The 18024-nt window shown below is 71.4% G+C and carries 14 protein-coding genes; 8 read left to right on the forward strand and 6 right to left on the reverse strand.

What is annotated here, in order from left to right:
* The first annotated feature begins 3 nt into the window (after positions 1 to 3).
* The 5 genes from J4573_RS08955 (at position 4) to J4573_RS55200 (ending at position 8372) form a co-directional block, all read left to right on the forward strand.
* Complete coding sequence (locus J4573_RS08955) at positions 4 to 2235, forward strand: type I polyketide synthase (protein ID WP_208254806.1); 2232 nt, start codon at positions 4 to 6, stop codon at positions 2233 to 2235.
* Entirely contained in the window at positions 2232 to 2936 is a 705-nt protein-coding gene (fabG, locus tag J4573_RS08960; RefSeq protein WP_208254807.1) for a 3-oxoacyl-ACP reductase FabG, read from the forward strand. Before J4573_RS08955 ends, fabG begins: the two co-directional genes overlap by 4 nt.
* Before the next feature lie 339 nt (positions 2937 to 3275).
* Positions 3276 to 4499, forward strand: coding sequence for an MFS transporter (locus tag J4573_RS08965; RefSeq protein ID WP_208254808.1), 1224 nt, complete (start codon positions 3276 to 3278; stop codon positions 4497 to 4499).
* 71 nt (positions 4500 to 4570) lie between these two features.
* On the forward strand, positions 4571 to 7642 hold the full coding sequence (locus J4573_RS08970; protein ID WP_208254809.1) for an AfsR/SARP family transcriptional regulator: 3072 nt from the start codon (positions 4571 to 4573) through the stop codon (positions 7640 to 7642).
* A 115-nt stretch (positions 7643 to 7757) separates the two neighbouring features.
* Positions 7758 to 8372 (forward strand): helix-turn-helix transcriptional regulator, encoded by a 615-nt coding sequence (locus tag J4573_RS55200; protein ID WP_208254810.1) that lies wholly within the window; start codon positions 7758 to 7760, stop codon positions 8370 to 8372.
* Here the strand turns inward: J4573_RS55200 and J4573_RS08980 are convergent.
* The 4 genes from J4573_RS08980 to J4573_RS08995 form a co-directional block, all read right to left on the reverse strand.
* Positions 8369 to 9532, reverse strand: coding sequence for an MFS transporter (locus tag J4573_RS08980; RefSeq protein WP_208254811.1), 1164 nt, complete (start codon positions 9530 to 9532; stop codon positions 8369 to 8371). The genes J4573_RS55200 and J4573_RS08980 overlap by 4 nt on opposite strands.
* Entirely contained in the window at positions 9514 to 10077 is a 564-nt protein-coding gene (locus tag J4573_RS08985) for a nitroreductase family protein (RefSeq protein ID WP_208254812.1), read from the reverse strand. The genes J4573_RS08980 and J4573_RS08985 overlap by 19 nt, the downstream gene beginning before the upstream one ends.
* Positions 10074 to 10724: an iron-containing redox enzyme family protein gene (locus tag J4573_RS08990; RefSeq protein ID WP_208254813.1), complete on the reverse strand. Its 651-nt coding sequence runs from the start codon at positions 10722 to 10724 to the stop codon at positions 10074 to 10076. Before J4573_RS08990 ends, J4573_RS08985 begins: the two co-directional genes overlap by 4 nt.
* 175 nt (positions 10725 to 10899) lie before the next feature.
* Positions 10900 to 11823, reverse strand: a complete 924-nt coding sequence (locus J4573_RS08995; protein ID WP_208254814.1) for a LysR family transcriptional regulator — start codon at positions 11821 to 11823, stop codon at positions 10900 to 10902.
* A 134-nt stretch (positions 11824 to 11957) separates the two neighbouring features.
* On the opposite strand from J4573_RS08995, the gene J4573_RS09000 reads away from it, so the two are divergent.
* The 3 genes from J4573_RS09000 to J4573_RS09010 all read left to right on the forward strand — a co-directional run bounded on the left by J4573_RS09000 (position 11958) and on the right by J4573_RS09010 (position 15913).
* The gene (locus J4573_RS09000) at positions 11958 to 13202 is read left to right on the forward strand and encodes an MFS transporter (protein ID WP_243772667.1); all 1245 of its coding nucleotides are present in this window, start codon (positions 11958 to 11960) and stop codon (positions 13200 to 13202) included.
* A gap of 113 nt (positions 13203 to 13315) precedes the next feature.
* On the forward strand, positions 13316 to 14713 hold the full coding sequence (locus J4573_RS09005; protein WP_208254816.1) for a serine hydrolase domain-containing protein: 1398 nt from the start codon (positions 13316 to 13318) through the stop codon (positions 14711 to 14713).
* Between the two features lie 351 nt (positions 14714 to 15064).
* Entirely contained in the window at positions 15065 to 15913 is an 849-nt protein-coding gene (locus J4573_RS09010) for an SAM-dependent methyltransferase (RefSeq protein WP_243772668.1), read from the forward strand.
* A gap of 51 nt (positions 15914 to 15964) precedes the next feature.
* Here J4573_RS09010 and J4573_RS09015 read toward each other — a convergent pair whose 3' ends face one another.
* Both J4573_RS09015 and mgrA read right to left on the reverse strand, forming a co-directional pair.
* Complete coding sequence (locus J4573_RS09015) at positions 15965 to 16837, reverse strand: helix-turn-helix domain-containing protein (protein ID WP_208254817.1); 873 nt, start codon at positions 16835 to 16837, stop codon at positions 15965 to 15967.
* Between the two features lie 143 nt (positions 16838 to 16980).
* Positions 16981 to 18009 carry an L-glyceraldehyde 3-phosphate reductase gene (mgrA, locus tag J4573_RS09020; protein WP_208254818.1) on the reverse strand — a complete coding sequence of 343 codons (1029 nt, stop codon included), beginning with the start codon at positions 18007 to 18009 and terminating at the stop codon, positions 16981 to 16983.
* Positions 18010 to 18024 lie beyond the last annotated feature (15 nt).

Here is an 18024-nt window from a genome sequence, read left to right on the forward strand (position 1 = left end):
CGCATGACGGACATCGCGATCGTCGGCATGGACTGCCGCTTCCCGGCGGCGCCGGACCCGGCCGCGCTGTGGGACCTGCTGATGCGCGGCGAGGAGAGCGTGACCGAGATCCCGCGCTCCCGGTGGGACGCGGACGCGTACTACGACCCGGAGGGCGGGCCGGGGCGCAGCAACACCCGGCACGCGGGGTTCATCGAGGACGCCGACGCGTTCGACCATGAGTTCTTCGAGTTCTCCGAGGCGGAGGCGGCCGCCTCGGACCCGCAGGTGCGGCTGCTCCTGCAGACGGCGTGGCGGGCGCTGGAGGACGCGACGCTGGACCCGCGCGCGCAGGCCGGATCACGGACCGGCGTGTACATGGGCGTCATGTGGTCGCACTGGGCGAGCCTCATGGTCAACCACGTGGACGCGGTCACCGCGCACTCGGGCGCGGGCAGCGGTCACACGATGGCCGCCAACCGGATCTCGCACTTCCTCGACCTGACCGGACCCAGCATGGCCATCGACACGGCCTGCTCGTCGTCGCTGGTCGCGGTCGAGCAGGCGTGCGCGGCGCTCCGTTCGGGGCAGTGCGACCAGGCGCTCGCGGGCGGGGTGAACGTGTTCGTCACGCCCGCGTCGAACGTTCACAACACCCAGGCGAAGGTGTCCGCGCCCGATGGGCGGAGCAAGCCGTTCAGCGCGCACGCCGACGGGTTCGGGTCGGCGGAGGGCGTCGGGGTGCTCGTGCTGCGGCGGCTGGGCGACGCGCTCGAGGCCGGGCTGCCCGTCTACGCGGTCATCAAGGGCGGCTCGATCAACCACGGCGGGCGCAGCTCGACCGTCACCGCGCCCAACCCGGCCGCGCACCAGGCGGTCATGGGCGAGGCGTACGAACGGTCCGGGGTGACGGCCGCCGATGTGGCGTTCGTGGAGGCGCACGGCACCGGCACGCCGCTCGGCGACCGGCTGGAGGTCCGCGCGCTCGGCCGCGTGCACGGCGTGCCCCGCGACGAGCCGTGTGCGCTCGGCTCCATCAAGGGCAACATCGGGCACGCCGAGGGCGCGGCGGGCATCGCCGGCTTGATCAAGGTCGCGCTCGCGCTCCACCATCGCGTCCTGCCCGCGAGCCGGTACGCGGCGGACGAGAGCCCGCGCCTGAGGCTGGCGAAGAACGGACTGCGCCTCGCCGTCGAGCCGCTGCCACTGCACGCCGGGACGGTGAACGGCGCGGTCAGCGCGTTCGGCTGGGGCGGCACCAACGCCCACCTCGTCCTCGCCACCGCACCCGAAGCTGCTCCGGCGCGCGAGGGCGGTGTCGGGGATGGCGGCGGGGTGCTGACCGTGTCCGCACCCGATGCCGCGGGCCTGCGTCGTGCCGTCTCGTTGCTGGCCGCCGACGTCGCGGCCCGTTCTGACGTGCCGCTGGACGAGCTGGCCTGGTCGTCCAACCAGGTGAAGGCGTCGGGTCCGGCGCGGTTCGCGCTCGCCGTTCGCGACCGGGACGTGGCGCTGGCGGAGCTGGAGAAGGCGGCGGACGCGGTGAACGCGGCGGACGCGGCGGACGCGGCGGACGCGCCTCAGCCGGAGCGGCTCGCGGTGGGCTGGCTGTTCCCGGGCGCGGACGCGTGGTCTCCGGGGATGTCGCGGGAACTGCACTCACGTTCCCCCCTCTACCGGCGCGCGCTCGCCGAGACCGACCACGCGCTCCAGCCGCATCTGGGCTGGTCGGTCCGGGACGCGCTGTTCGTCGCGGGCTCCGAGGAGACGGCCGGGCCGGTCGTGTTCGCGGTCGCGCACGCGCTCGGCCGGACACTCGCCGACCTCGGCGTCGTTCCGGACTGGACGGCCGGGCACGGCGTCGGGCAGTACGCCGCCGCGGTGCTCGCCGGGGAACTCGACCTCACCGACGCCGCGCGGCTCGTCGCGGCGACCCCGGACGCGAGCGGGCGTGCGGACGCCGAGATCGAGAAGGGGTTGGACGGCGGGCCCACCCATCTGGTCGAGATCGCCGGGGCCCTGGCCGCGCCGCTCGCCGCGCCGCATCGTTCCTCGCGCCTCCTGCCCCCCGGGGCCGACGGCGACGAGCTCCTCCGCCTCGTCGCCGACCTCTACCAGGCCGGGCTCGACCCCACCTGGGACCAGCTGTACGAGCCGGACCGCCAGGTCAGGCACCGGCTCAGCCCGTACACCTTCGCCACCACCGGCCGCTTCTGGTGGCCGCCGCTTCCCCCCACGGAGGAGATCGCCCGATGAACCGTTCCGTCCTCGTCACCGGAGGCAACCGCGGCCTCGGGCTCACCATCGCCCGGACGTTCGCCGACGCCGGTGACCGCGTCGCGGTGACGCACCGCGGGTCCGGCGCCCCGGCCGGGCTGCTCGGCGTCAAGTGCGACGTCACCGACGGCGAGCAGGTGCGCACCGCGATCGCCGAGGTGAAGGACGCGCACGGCCCGGTGGAGGTGCTGGTCTCCAACGCCGGGATCACCGACGACGCGCTGCTGATGCGGATGCGGGAGGACCAGTTCACCCGGGTCATCGACACCAACCTCACCGGCGCCTACCGGGTGGCGCGGGCGACGGTCACCGACATGGTGCGGCTGCGCCGCGGCCGGATGATCTTCGTGTCGTCCGCGTCGGGCGTGAAGGGCCTGGCGGGTCAGGCGAACTACGCGGCCAGCAAGGCGGGGCTCATCGGGCTCGCGCGGTCGCTGGCGCACGAACTGGCGTCCCGCGAGATCACCGCGAACGTCATCGCGCCCGGCCTGCTGGACACCGAACTGACCGGCGCACTTAACGATGACCAGCGGGAAAAACTGCTGGCCGATGTTCCGATCGGCCGGACCGCGCGGCTCGAAGAGGTCGCGGCGACCGCGCTCTGGCTCGCGTCCGCCCGGGCCGCGGTCGTAACGGGCCAGGTCATCAGCGTGGACGGCGGCGGCAGCCTCGGCCATTGACCGGCGGCACCGGCCACCGGGCCACACCGACTCCGGCCATTGAAAGGTCAAGCATTAGGCAAAGAAAAGGCAAAGAAGAACTGCCTCTCGGTGCGCGAGATGCGCAGGCCTGAATTTCCCGGTTGCGACTTAGTTTTACTGTGCTATATTCCCAAATGCGCACAGGTGGTCACAGCTTGTTGATCGGCGGCCGCAGATCCCGTCGATAACGCCGCGAGCACACGGGGGCAGCACGGCTTGGACATCTCGCTTCTCCCTGAGGACGTCTCCGCCCATTCCGAACCCGCAAACCCCGTATCGCATCGGTGGACGCTGGCCTATTTCCTGGGAAGTCTGGGAATGTGGATCGGGCTGCTGTCCTCACTGCAAATACTCCTCCCCCGTCAAGTCGAGCGGATCGACCCGCACGACAAGATCGGCGACCTCGGCCTGGTGACCGGCGTCGCGGCCGTCGCCGCGCTGGTCGCGGCGCCCGTCGTCGGCGCGCTGTCCGACCGCACCACCTCCCGGTTCGGGCGGCGCAGGCCCTGGGTGGCGGGCTGCTCAGTGCTCTGCTCGGCCGCGCTGTTCGCGCTGCCCTGGCAGACGACGCTGACCGGCGTCACGGTGTGCTGGGTCCTCGTCCACGCCAGCGTGAACGGTATGCACACCGCACTGTGCGCGGCGATGTCCGACCGCGTTCCGGTGAACCAGCGCGGCGTCGTGGCCGCCGTGGCCGGGCTGACCATGCCGCTCGGGCTCGTCGCCGGAACGCTGCTGGTCTCGGGCCTGGACACCACGCCCGGCTACTCGCTGGTCGCCGTGCTCGTCCTGGTGATGGCCCTGCCGTACGCGCTCCTGACAGGGGATCTGCACGTCCCGTCAGGCCCTGGCCCATCGGGGATTGACGCGTCAGAGGTCGGCACATCAGGGGTCCGCGGGCCGGGGGTCGGCCCGTCGGGGATCGGCGCGCGTCGCCGACCGTTCAGGGAGTTCCTCGCCGGGCTGTACGTGAGCCCCAAGGAGAACCCCGGTCTGGCGTGGGCATGGGGCGGGCGTTTCGCCGCTCAGCTCTCGACGTCGCTCGCCACGCTCTACCTTTTCTATTTCCTCCGCGACGGCGTTCGAGTGGCCGATCCCGCCCGGGACGTCGCCCTGCTCAGCGTCCTCTACACGGCCGGCGCGATCGGCGCGAGCGTGGTGGCGGGACGGATCTCCGACCGCGTCGGGCGCCGCCGGGTGTTCGTGGTCGCCTCGTCGCTGTTCATGGCGGCGGCGCTCACGGTCATGGCGATGTTCCCCATCCGAGCTGCGGCGATGCCGGCCGCGCTCGTGCTCGGCGCCGGGTACGGCATCTACCTCGCGATCGACCAGGCGCTGGTCACCCAGCTCCTCCCCCGCGCCCGTGACAGGGCAAAAGATCTTGGAGTCATGAACATGGCCGGAAGCTGCGCCGTCGCGATCTGTCCCGCCGTCGCGGCAACGGCCGTCGCGGCCGGCGGCTTTTCCGGTCTATTCGCGTTCGCGGCGGTCCTCGCCGTCGCGGGCGGCCTCGTCATGCGCCCGATCACATCAATTCCATGAATTGCAGATAAACATCCCCAGAACAAAGGCAGCTCGCTGAATTCCGTTCCCGGCAGGAGTGATAGCGACCAATGTCCGCAGAAGGTATTCGCTTCCAAATATTGGGACGGCCGGCGATCACCGCCGGCGGGATCCCGGTCGCGCCGCCCAGATCGCCCGTGCTCCAGGGGCTGTTCGGCGCGTTCCTGCTCGCCGGCGGCGAGCCGCTGACCACCGAACGGCTCACCCGGCTGGTGTGGGTCGACCGCGCGGGCAAGACGAGCCGCGCCTCGGTCCACGTGGGCGTCTCCCGGCTGCGCAAATGGCTGGTGGAGCTGGGGGTCGACGAGGTTCCCGGCGCCGCCGGCCTCTCGATCGACTACGCCGACGGCTACCTGCTGCGCGGCCTCGGGGACAACGTCGACCTGTGCCGGTTCCGCGACCTCGCCGTGAAGGCGCACGCGCTGGCCGACCCGGACGCGCGGTGCCGCGCGCTCGCCGAGGCCCTGGAGCTGCGCCGGGGCCCGATCCTCGCGGGCACGGCGTACCTCGACCGGAGCGACCAGCTGGTGCGCGCGGCCGAGCAGGACATCCGTACGGCCGTCATGGACCTGGCCGACAGCGCCCTGCACACCGGCACCCCCGGCGACGCGATCGTCGCGGTGACCGGGCTGGCCGACGAGCTCCCGTTCGACGAACCGCTGCACGCCGCGCTGATCGACCTGCTGGCGGCGAGCGACCGGCCCGCCGAGGCGCTGCAGGCCTACCGGCGGCTCCGCGACCGGATCGAGAACGAGCTCGGCGTCGAGCCGAGCGGCCAGGTCCAGGAGTCGCACCTGCGCGTGCTGGCCGCCGACCAGCCGCTCGCCGCCGATCTGGAGAGCGGCGCGGAGACCCGCGCGCCTCAGGTCCCGGTGCCCGCGCAGCTCCCGCCCGACATCCCCGACTTCACGGGCCGGGTCGACGAGATCGCGTTCCTCCTCGAAAGCCTCGCCGGTGACGGCCTCGCCGGGCCGGACGGCGCCAGGCGGACGCAGGCACCGGCGGTCGCGGCGGTCCCCGGCATGGGCGGGATCGGCAAGTCCACGCTCGCCGTGCACGTCGCGCACCTGCTGAAGAACAGCTTCCCCGACGGGCAGCTCTACGCGGACCTGCACGGCGACTCCGAGGCCCCGGCCGACCCCGCCGAGGTGCTCGACCGGTTCCTGCGCACGCTCGGCACGAGCGGCTCGGGCGTACCGGCGACGCTGGAGGAACGGACCGCGCTCTTCCGCAGCCGGCTCGCGGGCCGCCGGATCCTCGTTCTGCTCGACAACGCCGCCGCCGAGGACCAGGTGCGCCCGCTGCTGCCGGGCACGCCGGACGCGGCGGTGCTGATCACCAGCCGCACGCTCCTCACCGGGCTGGAGGGCGCGACGCTCCTGAACCTCGGCGTGCTACCTCCCGCGCACGCCGTCGCGCTGCTCAGCCGGGTCATCGGCGAGCGGCGGGTCGCGGCGGAGCCCACCAGCGCGATGGAGATCGTACGGCTGTGCGGGCACATCCCCCTCGCGGTGCGCATCGCGGCGGCGCGGCTGCTCGGGCGGCCGCACTGGACGCTGGCGTTCCTCGCCGACATGCTCCGGCAGGAGCGGCGGCGGCTGGACGAGCTGGCGGTCGGCGACATGGAGGTACGGGCCGGGTTCGCGATGAGCTACCGGCTGCTGCCCGAGCCGACGCGGCGCGCGTTCCGGTCGATCGGGCTGCTCGAGGCGCCCGACTTCGCGTCCTGGGCCGTGATGGCGCTCCTGGACGTGTCGCTGGCCGAGGCGCAGCGGCACCTGGAGCTGCTGATCGACGCGCATCTGGTGAACGTCGTCGGCATCGACGGGACGGGCCAGCTCCGCTACCGCGTGCACGATCTCATCCGGTTGTACGCGCGGGAACGTTCTGAGGAGGAGGACGACCCGGCGGACACCTCGGCCGCGCTCGAACGCGCCCTCGGGGCGTGGTTGTGGCTGGCCGAGCAGGCGGCGGACCGCGTGCCGGGCCCCTGTTACGCGGCGATGCACGGGAAGGCGCCGCGCTGGACGTTCGCGCAGCCCGTCGCGGGCCGGCTGCTCGGCGACTCGGTGCGCTGGTTCACCGCCGAACGCGCCGCGCTGCTGGCCGCGGTTCACCAGGCGTGCGAGCTGCGGCTCGACGAGCTGGCCTGGGACCTGGCGGCGTCCCTGGAGAAGTACTTCGACATCCGTGGCATGTACGACGACTGGCGCTTCGCGCACGAGTCCGCGCTGCGGCTGTGCCAGGAGACCGGCAACCAGCGCGGCGAGGCGGTCCTGATGCGCGGGCTGATGGAGGTGACGACGTGGGCGTCGCCCAGCTGTTCCGGCGCGGCGATGGACTCCATGCGCGAGTCCGGGGAGGAACTGCTGCGGCACTTCACCGAGCTCGGCGACCGGTGCGGGATGGCCGACGCGCTGGTCGCGATCACCTGGGGCCTGGTGGCGCAGGGCGCGCAGTCGGAGGCCCTCACGTCCGCGGAACGCGCACTGCACCTGTCCGAAACGGCCGCATACCCAGCGGGCGAAGCGCGAGCTCTCCACGTGATGGCCATCGCGTACGGCGAGGAGAACGTGGACCGCGCCCTCCCCTGCCTGGAACGCGCGCTGCCGCTCGCGAGAACCCTCGGCAATCCCCGTTTCGTGGCCACGGTCCTGCAGTTCCTCGGCGCGGGCCATGCGCTCTCGGGCCACGTCGACACCGGCCGCGACCTGCTGAACACCTCGATCGCGATGGCACGCGAACTCGACGACCGCTACCTGGAGACGTTCTCGCTGATCTATCTCGCCAAGCTGCTCGCCGCGCTCGGCGACGGCCAGGCCATGCCCACCGCCGAACTGGCGCTGGCCTACAGCGAGGCGGGCAACTTCCAGCACCATCTCGCCGAGTCCCTGGCCGTGCTCGGCGAGCTGCACCTGGCGGCGGGCGACCACGTGAGGGCGATCGCGCTCCTGGAACGATCCGTACGGACCTGGCGTACGCGCGGCTGGCTCCCGTTCCTCGCCAAGACCCTGCGAACGCTCGGCGAGGCGCACGCCGCCGCCGGCGACGAAGCGGCCGCCCAGCGGGCCTGGCGCGAGGCCGGTGAGGTCTACCCCCAGGCCGACGAATATTGCCGATAAACCCAGTAGAAAATAGCTGTTGAATCCCGCCACTCCTCGTTAGCCAGAGGTAAGGGCGGACTCGCTAGCGTCAGCCGAGCCGGCATTCCGCTACCTCATCGGGGGATGACCCACAATGCAGGCCCGGACGACCAGCTCCCGTACCCGCCTGACCGACCCGACGAACCGCTACGAACTGCTCGCGGCCCACCTCGCCGCCGCCCGCCACGAGATCCTCGCCGTGATCCCCGCCTGGCCCGCCCCGCTGCGCCGCGCCTGCCTCCGCCCCCGCGCCTCCCGGGGCCCGCACGGCCGCATCATCGTCTCCCGTTCCTGCCTCCTCCAGGTCCCGCGTCCCGAGGACGGCCCCGAGATCCGCCTGGCCGACGACCACCGCACCCTCCTCCTGGTGATCGACCGCCGCAGCGCCGTCCACTGGGACCCCGCCAACCGCAACGGCACCGGCCCCACGATCCGCCCCATCGCCGACGTGGCCCCCCTCGTCAACCTCTTCGAAGACCACTGGTCCCGCGCAGCGCCGCTGGGCGCCGCCCCCTCCTGGCCCGTCAGCGACCTGGAACAGCGCATCGTCCGCCACCTGGCCTCAGGCATGACCGACGAGGCCGCCGCGAACGCCCTCCGCATCTCCACCCGCACCGTCCAACGCCACGTCCGCACCATGATGGAACGCCACGGCGCCCGCAGCCGCCTGGAACTAGGCGTCCACCTGGCCAACGCCGACCTCGTCTAACCCCTCCTCCGGCTCAGGGCGAGGGCGGTCAGGGTCAGGGCCGCGGCCAGGGTCCACCAGCCGAATCGGTAGGTGTGCGTCAGGTCGTGGGCGAGGCCTATCAATGGGGGCAGGCTGATGATGGCCACCTGATTGGCCGCCATGGCCGCTCCCAGAGCGCGGCCTGTCGCATGGCCGGGGGCCGCATCGGCGATGTGGGCTACCCAAGGGCCGTACCAGCCAAGGCTCCAGAATCCCGCGAAGGCCGTTGCCGCTGCTAGGGCGAGGGCCGGGGTCGTCGGTGGGAGCACGGGGAGGAACAGCAGGGCTGCGGCGGAGGCGGCCATGCAGTAGCGGACTATCTGGAGACGTGAGGCTTGCGTGCGGTCGCTCCAGGCGGCCAGGAGAATGCGGCCTGCGACTCCTGCGGTTTGCATAACGGTCAGCAGGAGGGCGCTTTCGGAGAGGGAACGGTGGAAGTGCTCCCGGGTGAAGAGCATGAGGTGGGCCGTTAAGGCGAACTGCGTTCCGACCAGCGGGACGCCTGAGATGAGAATGGGCCTCAGCCAGGGTTCCCGCAGGGTCTCGATGAGGCGCGCTAGTAGGGACGTGCGCGTGCGGTTTTGTGTTTTCGGGGCTCGGTAAATCAGGGTGAACGTGGCGCCGCCCGCCAGGGCTACGCAGGCGGCCAGGGTGAAGGCCGTACGCCAGCCGAGGGCGGGCAGAACGGCCGCCGCCACTGCGCCGCCAATGGGCAGGCCCGCTTGGCGGATGCCCATGGCCACCCCGCGATGGTCGGGAAACCACACGGAGATGGACTTGCTGCCGCCGGGCTGGACCGTGCTGTAGCCGGCACCGGCGAGCACCAGGCAGGCGAGGACGACGGCGTAGTTCGGCGCGGCCGCCGCCCCGCTCAGGCCCAGGGCCATGATGAGCGAGCCGGCGGCCAGCACCCAGCGTTCACCGTGCCGGTCGACCAGGTCGCCGACGACGAACAGCGACACGACCGGCGCCGCGCCGACGGCCGAGACCAGCAGGCCGGTCGCGGCGCCGGACAGGCCGAACGCGTCGTGCATCGCGCCGGTGAGCGCGGCCAGCCCCTGGGTGGCGAACGCCGCCGTCACCTGGACGGTCGTCACCAGCGCCAGTACGGTCCACCGCGTCAGTCGCGGCTCGGCCATGACCAGGACAGATCGTCCCGATGGACCCTCTTCGGTGCCGAAAGACCGCTCTCGGACGCGGTCCCGAGGTAGACGAAGCCCACGATGTCGTCGCCCTCACCGAACCCCAGCGCCTGCTTGACCTCCACATCCCGTGCCGGCCAGCCCGTACGCCAGATGGAGCCGTAGCCGAGCGCGGTGGCCGCCAGCAGCAGGTTCTGCGTGGCGGCCGAGGTGGCCGCGAGCCGCTCCTGGCGCGGCACCGGATCGCTCTCGCCCGCCACGCACACCGTGACGATGACCAGCGGCGCCCGGTCCAGACGCGCACGTTCACGCGCGGGGTCCGAGCCGCCGGCCCTGAGCCGGTGCGCCTTCTCCAGAACGTCCCGGAAGGCGTCTTTGCCCGCCCCTTCAAGCGTCACGAACCGCCAGGGCACCCGGAGCCCGTGATCGGGCGCCGCACACGCCGCCGCGATCATCTCCGCGATCTCCAAGGGCGCCGGCGCGGGCTCGACCAGGACCGGATGGGACCGGCGCCGATGGATCGCCTCCAGCACGTCCATCATGCGTCGACACGCTCGCGCGACACCTCGGCGTAGACGTCGTCCCAGAACGCGACGTGCTCGCGGATCTCCCGCCGCGCCGCCTCGACGAGCTCGCCCTCGTCCGCCGAGTAGCCGCTGACCACGGCGTTCCACAGCGACGCGAAGTGCTCGACCTCCAGTTCCTCGTGCAGGCCGAAGAACTCCAGCCCCGCCTTCACCCCGTAGTGCCCGGCGAGCGCGTCGATCGTGATGCGGTTCCGTGCCGGCGCCACGATCTCGCGCCCCGCCAGCGCCGACAGCGCCTCCTCGCCGCTGCGGTCCGGGTCCAGGTACCGCAGCAGGAACGACTCCGAGTAGGCCACCGTCACCGGCAGCGCCTCGATGTCCCCCGGCCGCTCGACACCGAGCGCCGCCAGGAACGTCACCGCCATCCCGTGATGGTCGCCGCTGATCTCCTCGTCGATGTGCTCGGTGAGCTCCGACAGCACGAACGAGGTGTCGAACCGCGTCCCGAACGACGGGCTCTTGACGACGCAGACCCCGAACCACCGGTGGAACTGGTTGCGCCACAGGTAGTACTGCCCGAAGACCTCCCGTACGGCCTCCACCCCCGCCCTGCCATCGCGGAGATCTGAGAAGAACGAGCTCTCCGCCAGGACCTCCTTCACATACGTCTCCAACCCCGCGGAAACGTCCGACCCGACTTGACCACGCATGAATCCCCCTGAAGATGCGCGTCGAATGCCTTCACCCACAAGGCGTTCCAAGAGGTTCCGAAGCGGTTCCGCGGCGTTCCGAACAGGGACACGTTCAGCCCCCAGAAATCACCGACCGCCTCATGAGTTAGCGGGCCCATTTGGGGGTCCAGGTGTTGGGGGCGTCCAGGGGGGTGGCGGAGTTGGTGAGGTGGGTTTGCAGGGCGGCCAGGGCTGGGTGGGGGTTGTCGGCGTGCCAGATGAGGGAGTGGGGGTAGACGGGGGTGGGGTCGTGGACGGCTATGCGGCGTAGGTCGTAGTCGGCGGGCCAGACGATGTGGGTGCGTTCGCCTACGAAGGTGGCGAGGGTGGGGGTGTCGGCGATGGTGTCCAGGAGGGGTTCGATGCCGAAGTCGGGGCCGATGGTGTCGATGACGAAGCCGAACTTGGCGGCGAACTCGTCGTAGAAGGAGCCCCACTCGGTGCCGGGGACGATGCTGGGCATCCAGATGCGGTAGCCGGCGAGTTCGGTGGGGGTGATGTCGCGGACGGCGGCGAACGCGTGGGCGGGGCCGGTGAGCAGCTGGATGGGCTCGTCGTCGACGCGGACGGACTCGATGCCCTCGGGGAGCCGGGGTGCGGTGACGGCGCGGAACGAGGCGTCGATGGTGCCCGACTGGAGGGCGGCGATGGCCGCGTCGGCGTCGAAGAGGGTGACGACGTCGAGTTCGATGTCGGGGTGGGCTCGGTGGAAGCCTCGGAGGAGGCCCGCGGGGGCCAGGCGGCGGCCGATGACGTCGACGCGGAGGGCGCGTTGGCCTGGGCGTACGGAGGCTATGGCGCGGGCCTCGGCCCGGAGGAGGTCGCGGGCGTGGGGCAGGAACGCCTGGCCGTCGATGGTGAGCTCGGATCCGCGTGCGGTGCGGGTGAACAGGCGTACGCCGAGGTCGTTCTCGAGGGCGGCGATGCGCTTGGAGACCGCTTGCTGGGTGAGCGACAGCTCGGCGGCGGCCTCGCGGAACTGGCCCGCTTCGGCGGCTGCGACGAAGGTGCGCACGGCCTCGAGATCCATGGCTGCTCAGGCTAGAGGTACAACCGCTGGTTGTTACGGGAGTGAAGAGGTTTTGTTTGATCGCCTGGTCTTCTGGTCGGTTGTATGTCTGCGGACAACCGAAGGTTGTCGGTGGGGCGACGGGGGGCATGGGGATGTGGCGGCGGTCGCTGGGGCGGCAGTTCGAGTGGCTGTGGGGGGCGTTCGCGGTCAGCGCGGTCGGGACGTGGCTGGCGTTCGACGCGTTCCCCCTCATCGCGATCACGGTGCTGCACAGCGGGCCGGCGCAGGTGTCGCTGCTGGCCGCGGCCGGGCTCGCGGTGGGCGCGGCGGTGGCGGTGCCGCTCGGGCCGTGGATGGAGTTCCGGCGCAAGCGGCCGGTGATGATCGCGATGGACCTGGCCCGGTTCGGGGCGATCATGACGGTGCCCGCCGCGTACGCGCTGGGATGGCTCACCTTCGCGCAGCTGCTGGCGGTCTCGGTCGTGGTCTCGGCGGCCGATCTCACGTTCACCGCGGCGAGCGGCGCGTTCCTGAAGTCGCTCGTGCCGCGCGAGGACCTGCTCGTCGCGAACGGGCGGTTCGAGTCGACCAACTGGACCGCCAGCATGCTCGGGCCGCCGCTCGGCGGGGCGGCGATCGGGATCTTCGGCCCGGTGACGACGGTGACGGCGAACGCGGTCAGCTTCCTGCTGTCGGCGATCGGCGTCCGCGCGATCGGCGGTCATGAGGCGCCGCCCGTCAGGAAGAGCGAGACGAGCGCGGGGGACGACGGCGGGCTGCTCGAAGGGTGGCGCTACCTGCTGACCAGCCCGGTGCTGCGGCCGCTGCTGCTCAACAACGTCGTGGTGAACGGGCTGATCATGGCGAGCGCGCCGCTGCTCGCCGTGCTGATGCTCGGCCACCTCGGGTTCGCGCCGTGGCAGTACGCCCTGGCCTTCGCCGTGCCCTGCACCGGCGGCCTGATCGGCTCGCGGGTGTCGCGGCCGCTGGTCGCGCGGTTCGGGCAGTACAGGATCCTCGTCGTCTTCGGGTCGCTGCGCGCGGTCTGGCCGGTCGGGCTGGCGTTCGTCCAGCCCGGCGTCCCCGGGCTCGCCGTCGTCATGCTGGTCGAGGGCGGCCTCATCTTCTGCTCGGGGGTGTTCAATCCGGTGAGCGCGACCTACCGGCTGAACCACGCGCCGCCCGGCCGGGTGGCCCGCGTGCTGTCGGCGTGGTCGGTCACCAGCAAGACCACGATCGCGACGATGACCGGGCTGTGGGGCGTGCTGGCGAGCCTCACCAGCGCGCGGATCGCGATCGGCGCCGCCGGGGTGCTGCTGCTCGCGACCCCGCTCATGATCCCCCGCCACGACCGGGCGCCGGAGCCCGAACGTGAGCTCGCCCCGGCCCGCGGCTGAGGACCCTCCACTCCCGAACGGTGTACGCATTTGCGCACACAGGACCTCATGAGTACAGTGTGCGCATAGCGAGTACGACGTACGCATCACGAGGTCATAGAAGGAGCAGGGACATGACGAAGGACGCGAGTTTCGAAGCCCGCTGGCAGGCCCGTCTGGACGAGCTGCGCGCGGCCCACCACGTTCCGGGCGCCGTGCTCGCGTTCCTGGTGAACGGCGAGATCCACGAGCTGGCCAGCGGCGTGCTGAACCGCGGCACCGGCGTGGAGACGACCACCGACTCGGTGTTCCTGCTCGGCTCGGTCGCCAAGATCTACACCGCCACGATGATGATGCAGCTCGTCGAGGAGGGCCGCCTGGACCTCGACACCCCCGTCGTGGACGTGCTCCCCGAGTTCGCCACTCCCGACCCCGAGGCCACCGCCGTGATCACCGTTCGGCAGCTGCTGAGCCACACCGGCGGCCTGACCAACGACTTCACCCACGACACCGGCCGCGGCGACGACTGCCTCGCCAAGTACGTGGAGGCGGCGCGGAACGTGGCGCTGGACTGCCCGCCCGGCACGGCGGTCTCCTACAGCGGCCTCGGCTACGTGACGATGGGCCGGATCATCGAGGTGCTGGACGGCAAGACCTGGGACCAGGCCGTCCAGGACAGGATCGTCGCGCCGCTCGGCCTCACCCGCACCATGACGCTGCCCGAGGAGGCGCTGCGCTTCCGGGTCGCGATGAGCCACCTCGGCGAGCCCGGCGAGGACCCGGACCCGGCGCCGGTCTGGGACCTGATGCCGCGCTCGGCCGGGCCGTACGGGCGCGTCATCTCCTCGGCGGGCGACGTCGTCCGGCTCGCGCGGATGCACCTGAACGGCGGGATCGCCGCCGACGGCACCCGCGTGATGAGCTCCGAGATCGTCTCCGAGATGCAGCGGCGCCACGTCAACGTGCCCGACAAATGGACGGTGTCCGCGGACGGCTGGGCGCTCGGCTGGACGCTGTACGACTGGGACGGCGTCGCCGGCTACGGACACGACGGCGCCGCGATCGGCCAGTACTCCTACCTGCGCGTCGTCCCCGGATCGAACGTCGCGGTGGCGCTGGTCACCAACGGCGGCGGGGCCCGCCAGCTCTACGCCGACCTGTTCCGCGAGCTCCTGTACGAGCTGGCCGGTGTCCGGATGCCCGGCGCGTTCGCCCCGCCCGAGCCGCTGCCCGCGATCGGCATCGCCCCGTTCGCCGGCACCTACAAGCGCGAGGGCGTCGTCATCACCGTCGGCGAGCGCGACGGCGAGCCGCGCATGCTGTACGAGTTCGTCGACGGGATGAAGGACATGTCCCCGCCCCTCGACATGAGCCTCACGCCGGTGTCGGTCACCGAGGACGGAACGGTCTTTGCCGCGGCGGGAGCCGGTCCCTCGTTCAGTGAGGACTACATGCCGGTCGTATTCTCCACGCTGACCAATGGCACCGACTGCGTCTACGTCGGTATGCGCGCGACCCCGAAGACGAATTGACCCTAAATGGGGGCGGCCGCAGGGGAAGCGGTCACAACTGAATAAGTGACCGGCGGGTTAATTAGGGGTGGCCGGGCAAGTGGCCTATCACTTGCCCGGCCGGGACGCAGGCGACGGCCGCCGCACCGGTCGTACACGGCCCCGCATTCCGTGCACATCCGCATTGTCGACCGCACCCCCGTGACATTCACGTTAGAGGGGACAAGCGAGGACGAGGAGGGGCTTAAGTCCCGGCGCGAGCGGGACTTTTGCCGTGCGCTACCCCATCGCCCCGCGGACGGCTAAGTTGTGGCGGAGCAGCGAAGATCGTGGAGATCGGCGGCAATCCGCCCGCACGGAGGAGTTGGTTCGATGGCCCACGATTCTGACGGTCCGACACCAGATATGCCTCCGTCGCCCGATATCGACACCGGGGTGCCGCATTCGGCGCGGATCTGGAACTACTGGCTCGGCGGCAAGGACAACTATCCGGTGGACCGCGAGGTCGGCGAGGAGTTCTTGTCGATCTTTCCCGGGCAGGTCGACATCGCCCGGGCACAGCGCCATTTCCTCGCCCGCGTCGTGCGTTTCCTGGGCACCGAGGCCGGGATCCGGCAGTTCCTGGACGTCGGAACGGGACTGCCGACGGTCGACAACACCCACGAGGTGGCGCAGCGCGTCGCGCCCGAATCCCGCATCGTCTACGTCGACAACGACCCGCTCGTCCTGGCGCACGCCCGCGCCCTGCTGACGAGCACCTCCGAGGGCGCCACCGACTACATCGACGCCGACCTGCACGAGCCGGAGTCGATCCTGGAGGCCGCGAGCGCCACGCTCGACTTCTCCCGGCCGGTCGCGCTGATGCTCCTCGGCATCCTCGGCCACGTCCCGGGCGAGGACGACCCGCACGGCCTGCTCCGGCGCCTGCTGGAGCAGCTGGCCCCGGGCAGCTACCTCGTCCTGGCCGACGGCACGAACGTGGTCAACGCCGAACGCCAGAACACCGACGAGACGGCGCGCGCCCGCGCGATCCAGCTGTACGCGGCCTCCGGCGGCATCCCGTACCACCTGCGCGGCCCCGAGGAGATCACCGCTTTCTTCGACGGCCTGGAGCTGGTCGAGCCCGGCGTGCTGTCGGTGTCATGGTGGCGTCCCGAGCCCTCACCGTTCGGCAAGCCGCGCGAGGTCGACTCCTACGGCGGCGTCGCCCGCAAGCCCTAGCGCCCGAAGTCCAGCGCGCCGGGGTCAGCTCTCGGCGAGAGCGCGCCGGGGTCAGCTCTCGGCGAGGAGGCGCTTCACGAAGGCGATGCTGTCGCCGGGCTGGTCGGCCTGGACGGCCAGGCTGTTCATGATGTGCTGGAAGACGATGGCCTCGTGCTTCTCCGGGTACGAGGCCCCGCTCAGGTGCTCCAGGTAGACCGTGTCGGGCAGGTGGTCCTCGGTGAACCGCAGGACCGTGATCGGCCCGCCCAGCGCCGGGTGGCCGCCCGCCGCGAACGGCAGGACCTGGATGTTGACGTTGGGCCGCTCCGACAGCTCGACGAGCCGCTCCAGCTGGTCGTGCATGACCGCCCGGCCGCCGAGGGGACGGCGCAGCGCCGCCTCGTCGATGATCGCCCACAGGGTGGCCGCGCCCACCTCGCGCCGCAGCACGTCCTGCCTGGCCATCCGCAGCTCGATGCGGCGCTCGATGTCCTCGGAGGTCGCGTCCTGCGCGGCGTGCGGCTCCAGCCGTACGGCGGCGCGCGCGTAGTCGGGGGTCTGCAGCAGCGCCGGGATCACCTGCGACTCGTAGGACCGGATGACCGTCGCGGACTGCTCCAGCCCGAGGTACTGCCCGAACCACGACGGGATGACGTCGCTGTAGGCCTGCCACCAGGCGGGTTCCTTGGCCTGCTGGGCGAGCGCGAGCAGCGTCTCGCGGTCCTCCTCGTCGGCGACGTACAGCTCCAGCAGGTCGACCACGTCGCGCGTCTTGAAGCTGTGGCGGCCGCGTTCGAGCCGGCTCATCTTGGAGTTGGACGCGCGGATCCGCTCGCCCGCCTCCTCGCGCGAGATCCCGCGGGCCTCGCGCAGCTCGCGGAGCCGCGACCCCACCTGCATGCGCAGCGCCGTCGGGCCGGGCTCGGGCTGCCGGTTGTCCATCACAGGTCCCTCACAGGTCCCATCGTCATCGTGATCGATCCGCCGTGCACAGCGAGGCAGCCTTTCACATCGGCGAGCGCGACAGCACACCACCGATCGTCAGACATCTGTCACCCGCGCCCGACCGCCCCTTGCGCCGCAGGTCAGGAGTCGCTGGAACGGTGCCAGATGTTGATCCCCGACTCGACCGCGTCGCGGTCGATCTCCTCCAGCTCCTTGGCGGCGAACTCCAGGTTGCCGACCGCGGCGAGGCTGTCCTCCAGCTGCGCCACGCTGCTCGCGCCGATCAGGACGGAGGTGACCCGGTCGTCGCGCAGCGCCCAGGCCAGCGCCATCTGCGCGAGCGACTGGCCGCGCGACGCCGCCAGATCGTTCAGCCGCCGGATGTGCCCGAGCGTCTCGCCCGTGAGCAGGTCGGTCGACAGGGACCGGTTCAGGCTGGCCCGCGACCCCTCCGGCACGCCGTTCAGGTACTTGTCGGTGAGCATGCCCTGCGCCAGCGGCGAGAACGCGATGCAGCCGACGCCCTCGTCCTCCAGCGTGTCCAGCAGGCCCTCCTCGATCCAGCGGTTGAGCATCGAGTAGGAGGGCTGGTGGATGAGCATCGGCGTGCCCATCTGGCGCAGGATCGCGGCCGCCTCGGCGGTGCGCTCCGGCGAGTAGGAGGAGATGCCCGCGTAGGTCGCCTTGCCGGACCGTACGGCGTGGTCGAGCGCGCCCATCGTCTCTTCGAGGGGCGTCTCGGGGTCGAAGCGGTGGCTGTAGAAGATGTCGACGTGGTCCAGGCCCATCCGCTTGAGCGACTGGTCGAGGCTGGCGAGCACGTACTTGCGCGAGCCCCATTCGCCGTACGGGCCGGGCCACATGTCGTAACCGGCCTTCGTCGAGATGACCAGTTCGTCCCGGTAGGGCGCGAGGTCCTCGCGGAACAGCCGACCGAAGTTGATCTCGGCGGAACCGTACGGCGGGCCGTAGTTGTTGGCGAGGTCGAAGTGGGTCACGCCGAGGTCGAACGCGCGCCGCAGGATGGCCCGCTGGGTGTCGATCGGGCGGTCGTCGCCGAAGTTGTGCCACAGCCCCAGCGACACCGCCGGGAGCTTCAGGCCGCTGCGTCCGCAGCGCCTGTAGGGCATCAGGTCGTCGTAGCGGTCGGCGGTAGCGGCGTAGGTCATGCTCGCGAGTCTGCC

The sequence above is a fragment of the Actinomadura barringtoniae genome, assembly GCF_017573505.1.
Taxonomy (GTDB): Bacteria; Actinomycetota; Actinomycetes; order Streptosporangiales; family Streptosporangiaceae; genus Spirillospora; species Spirillospora barringtoniae.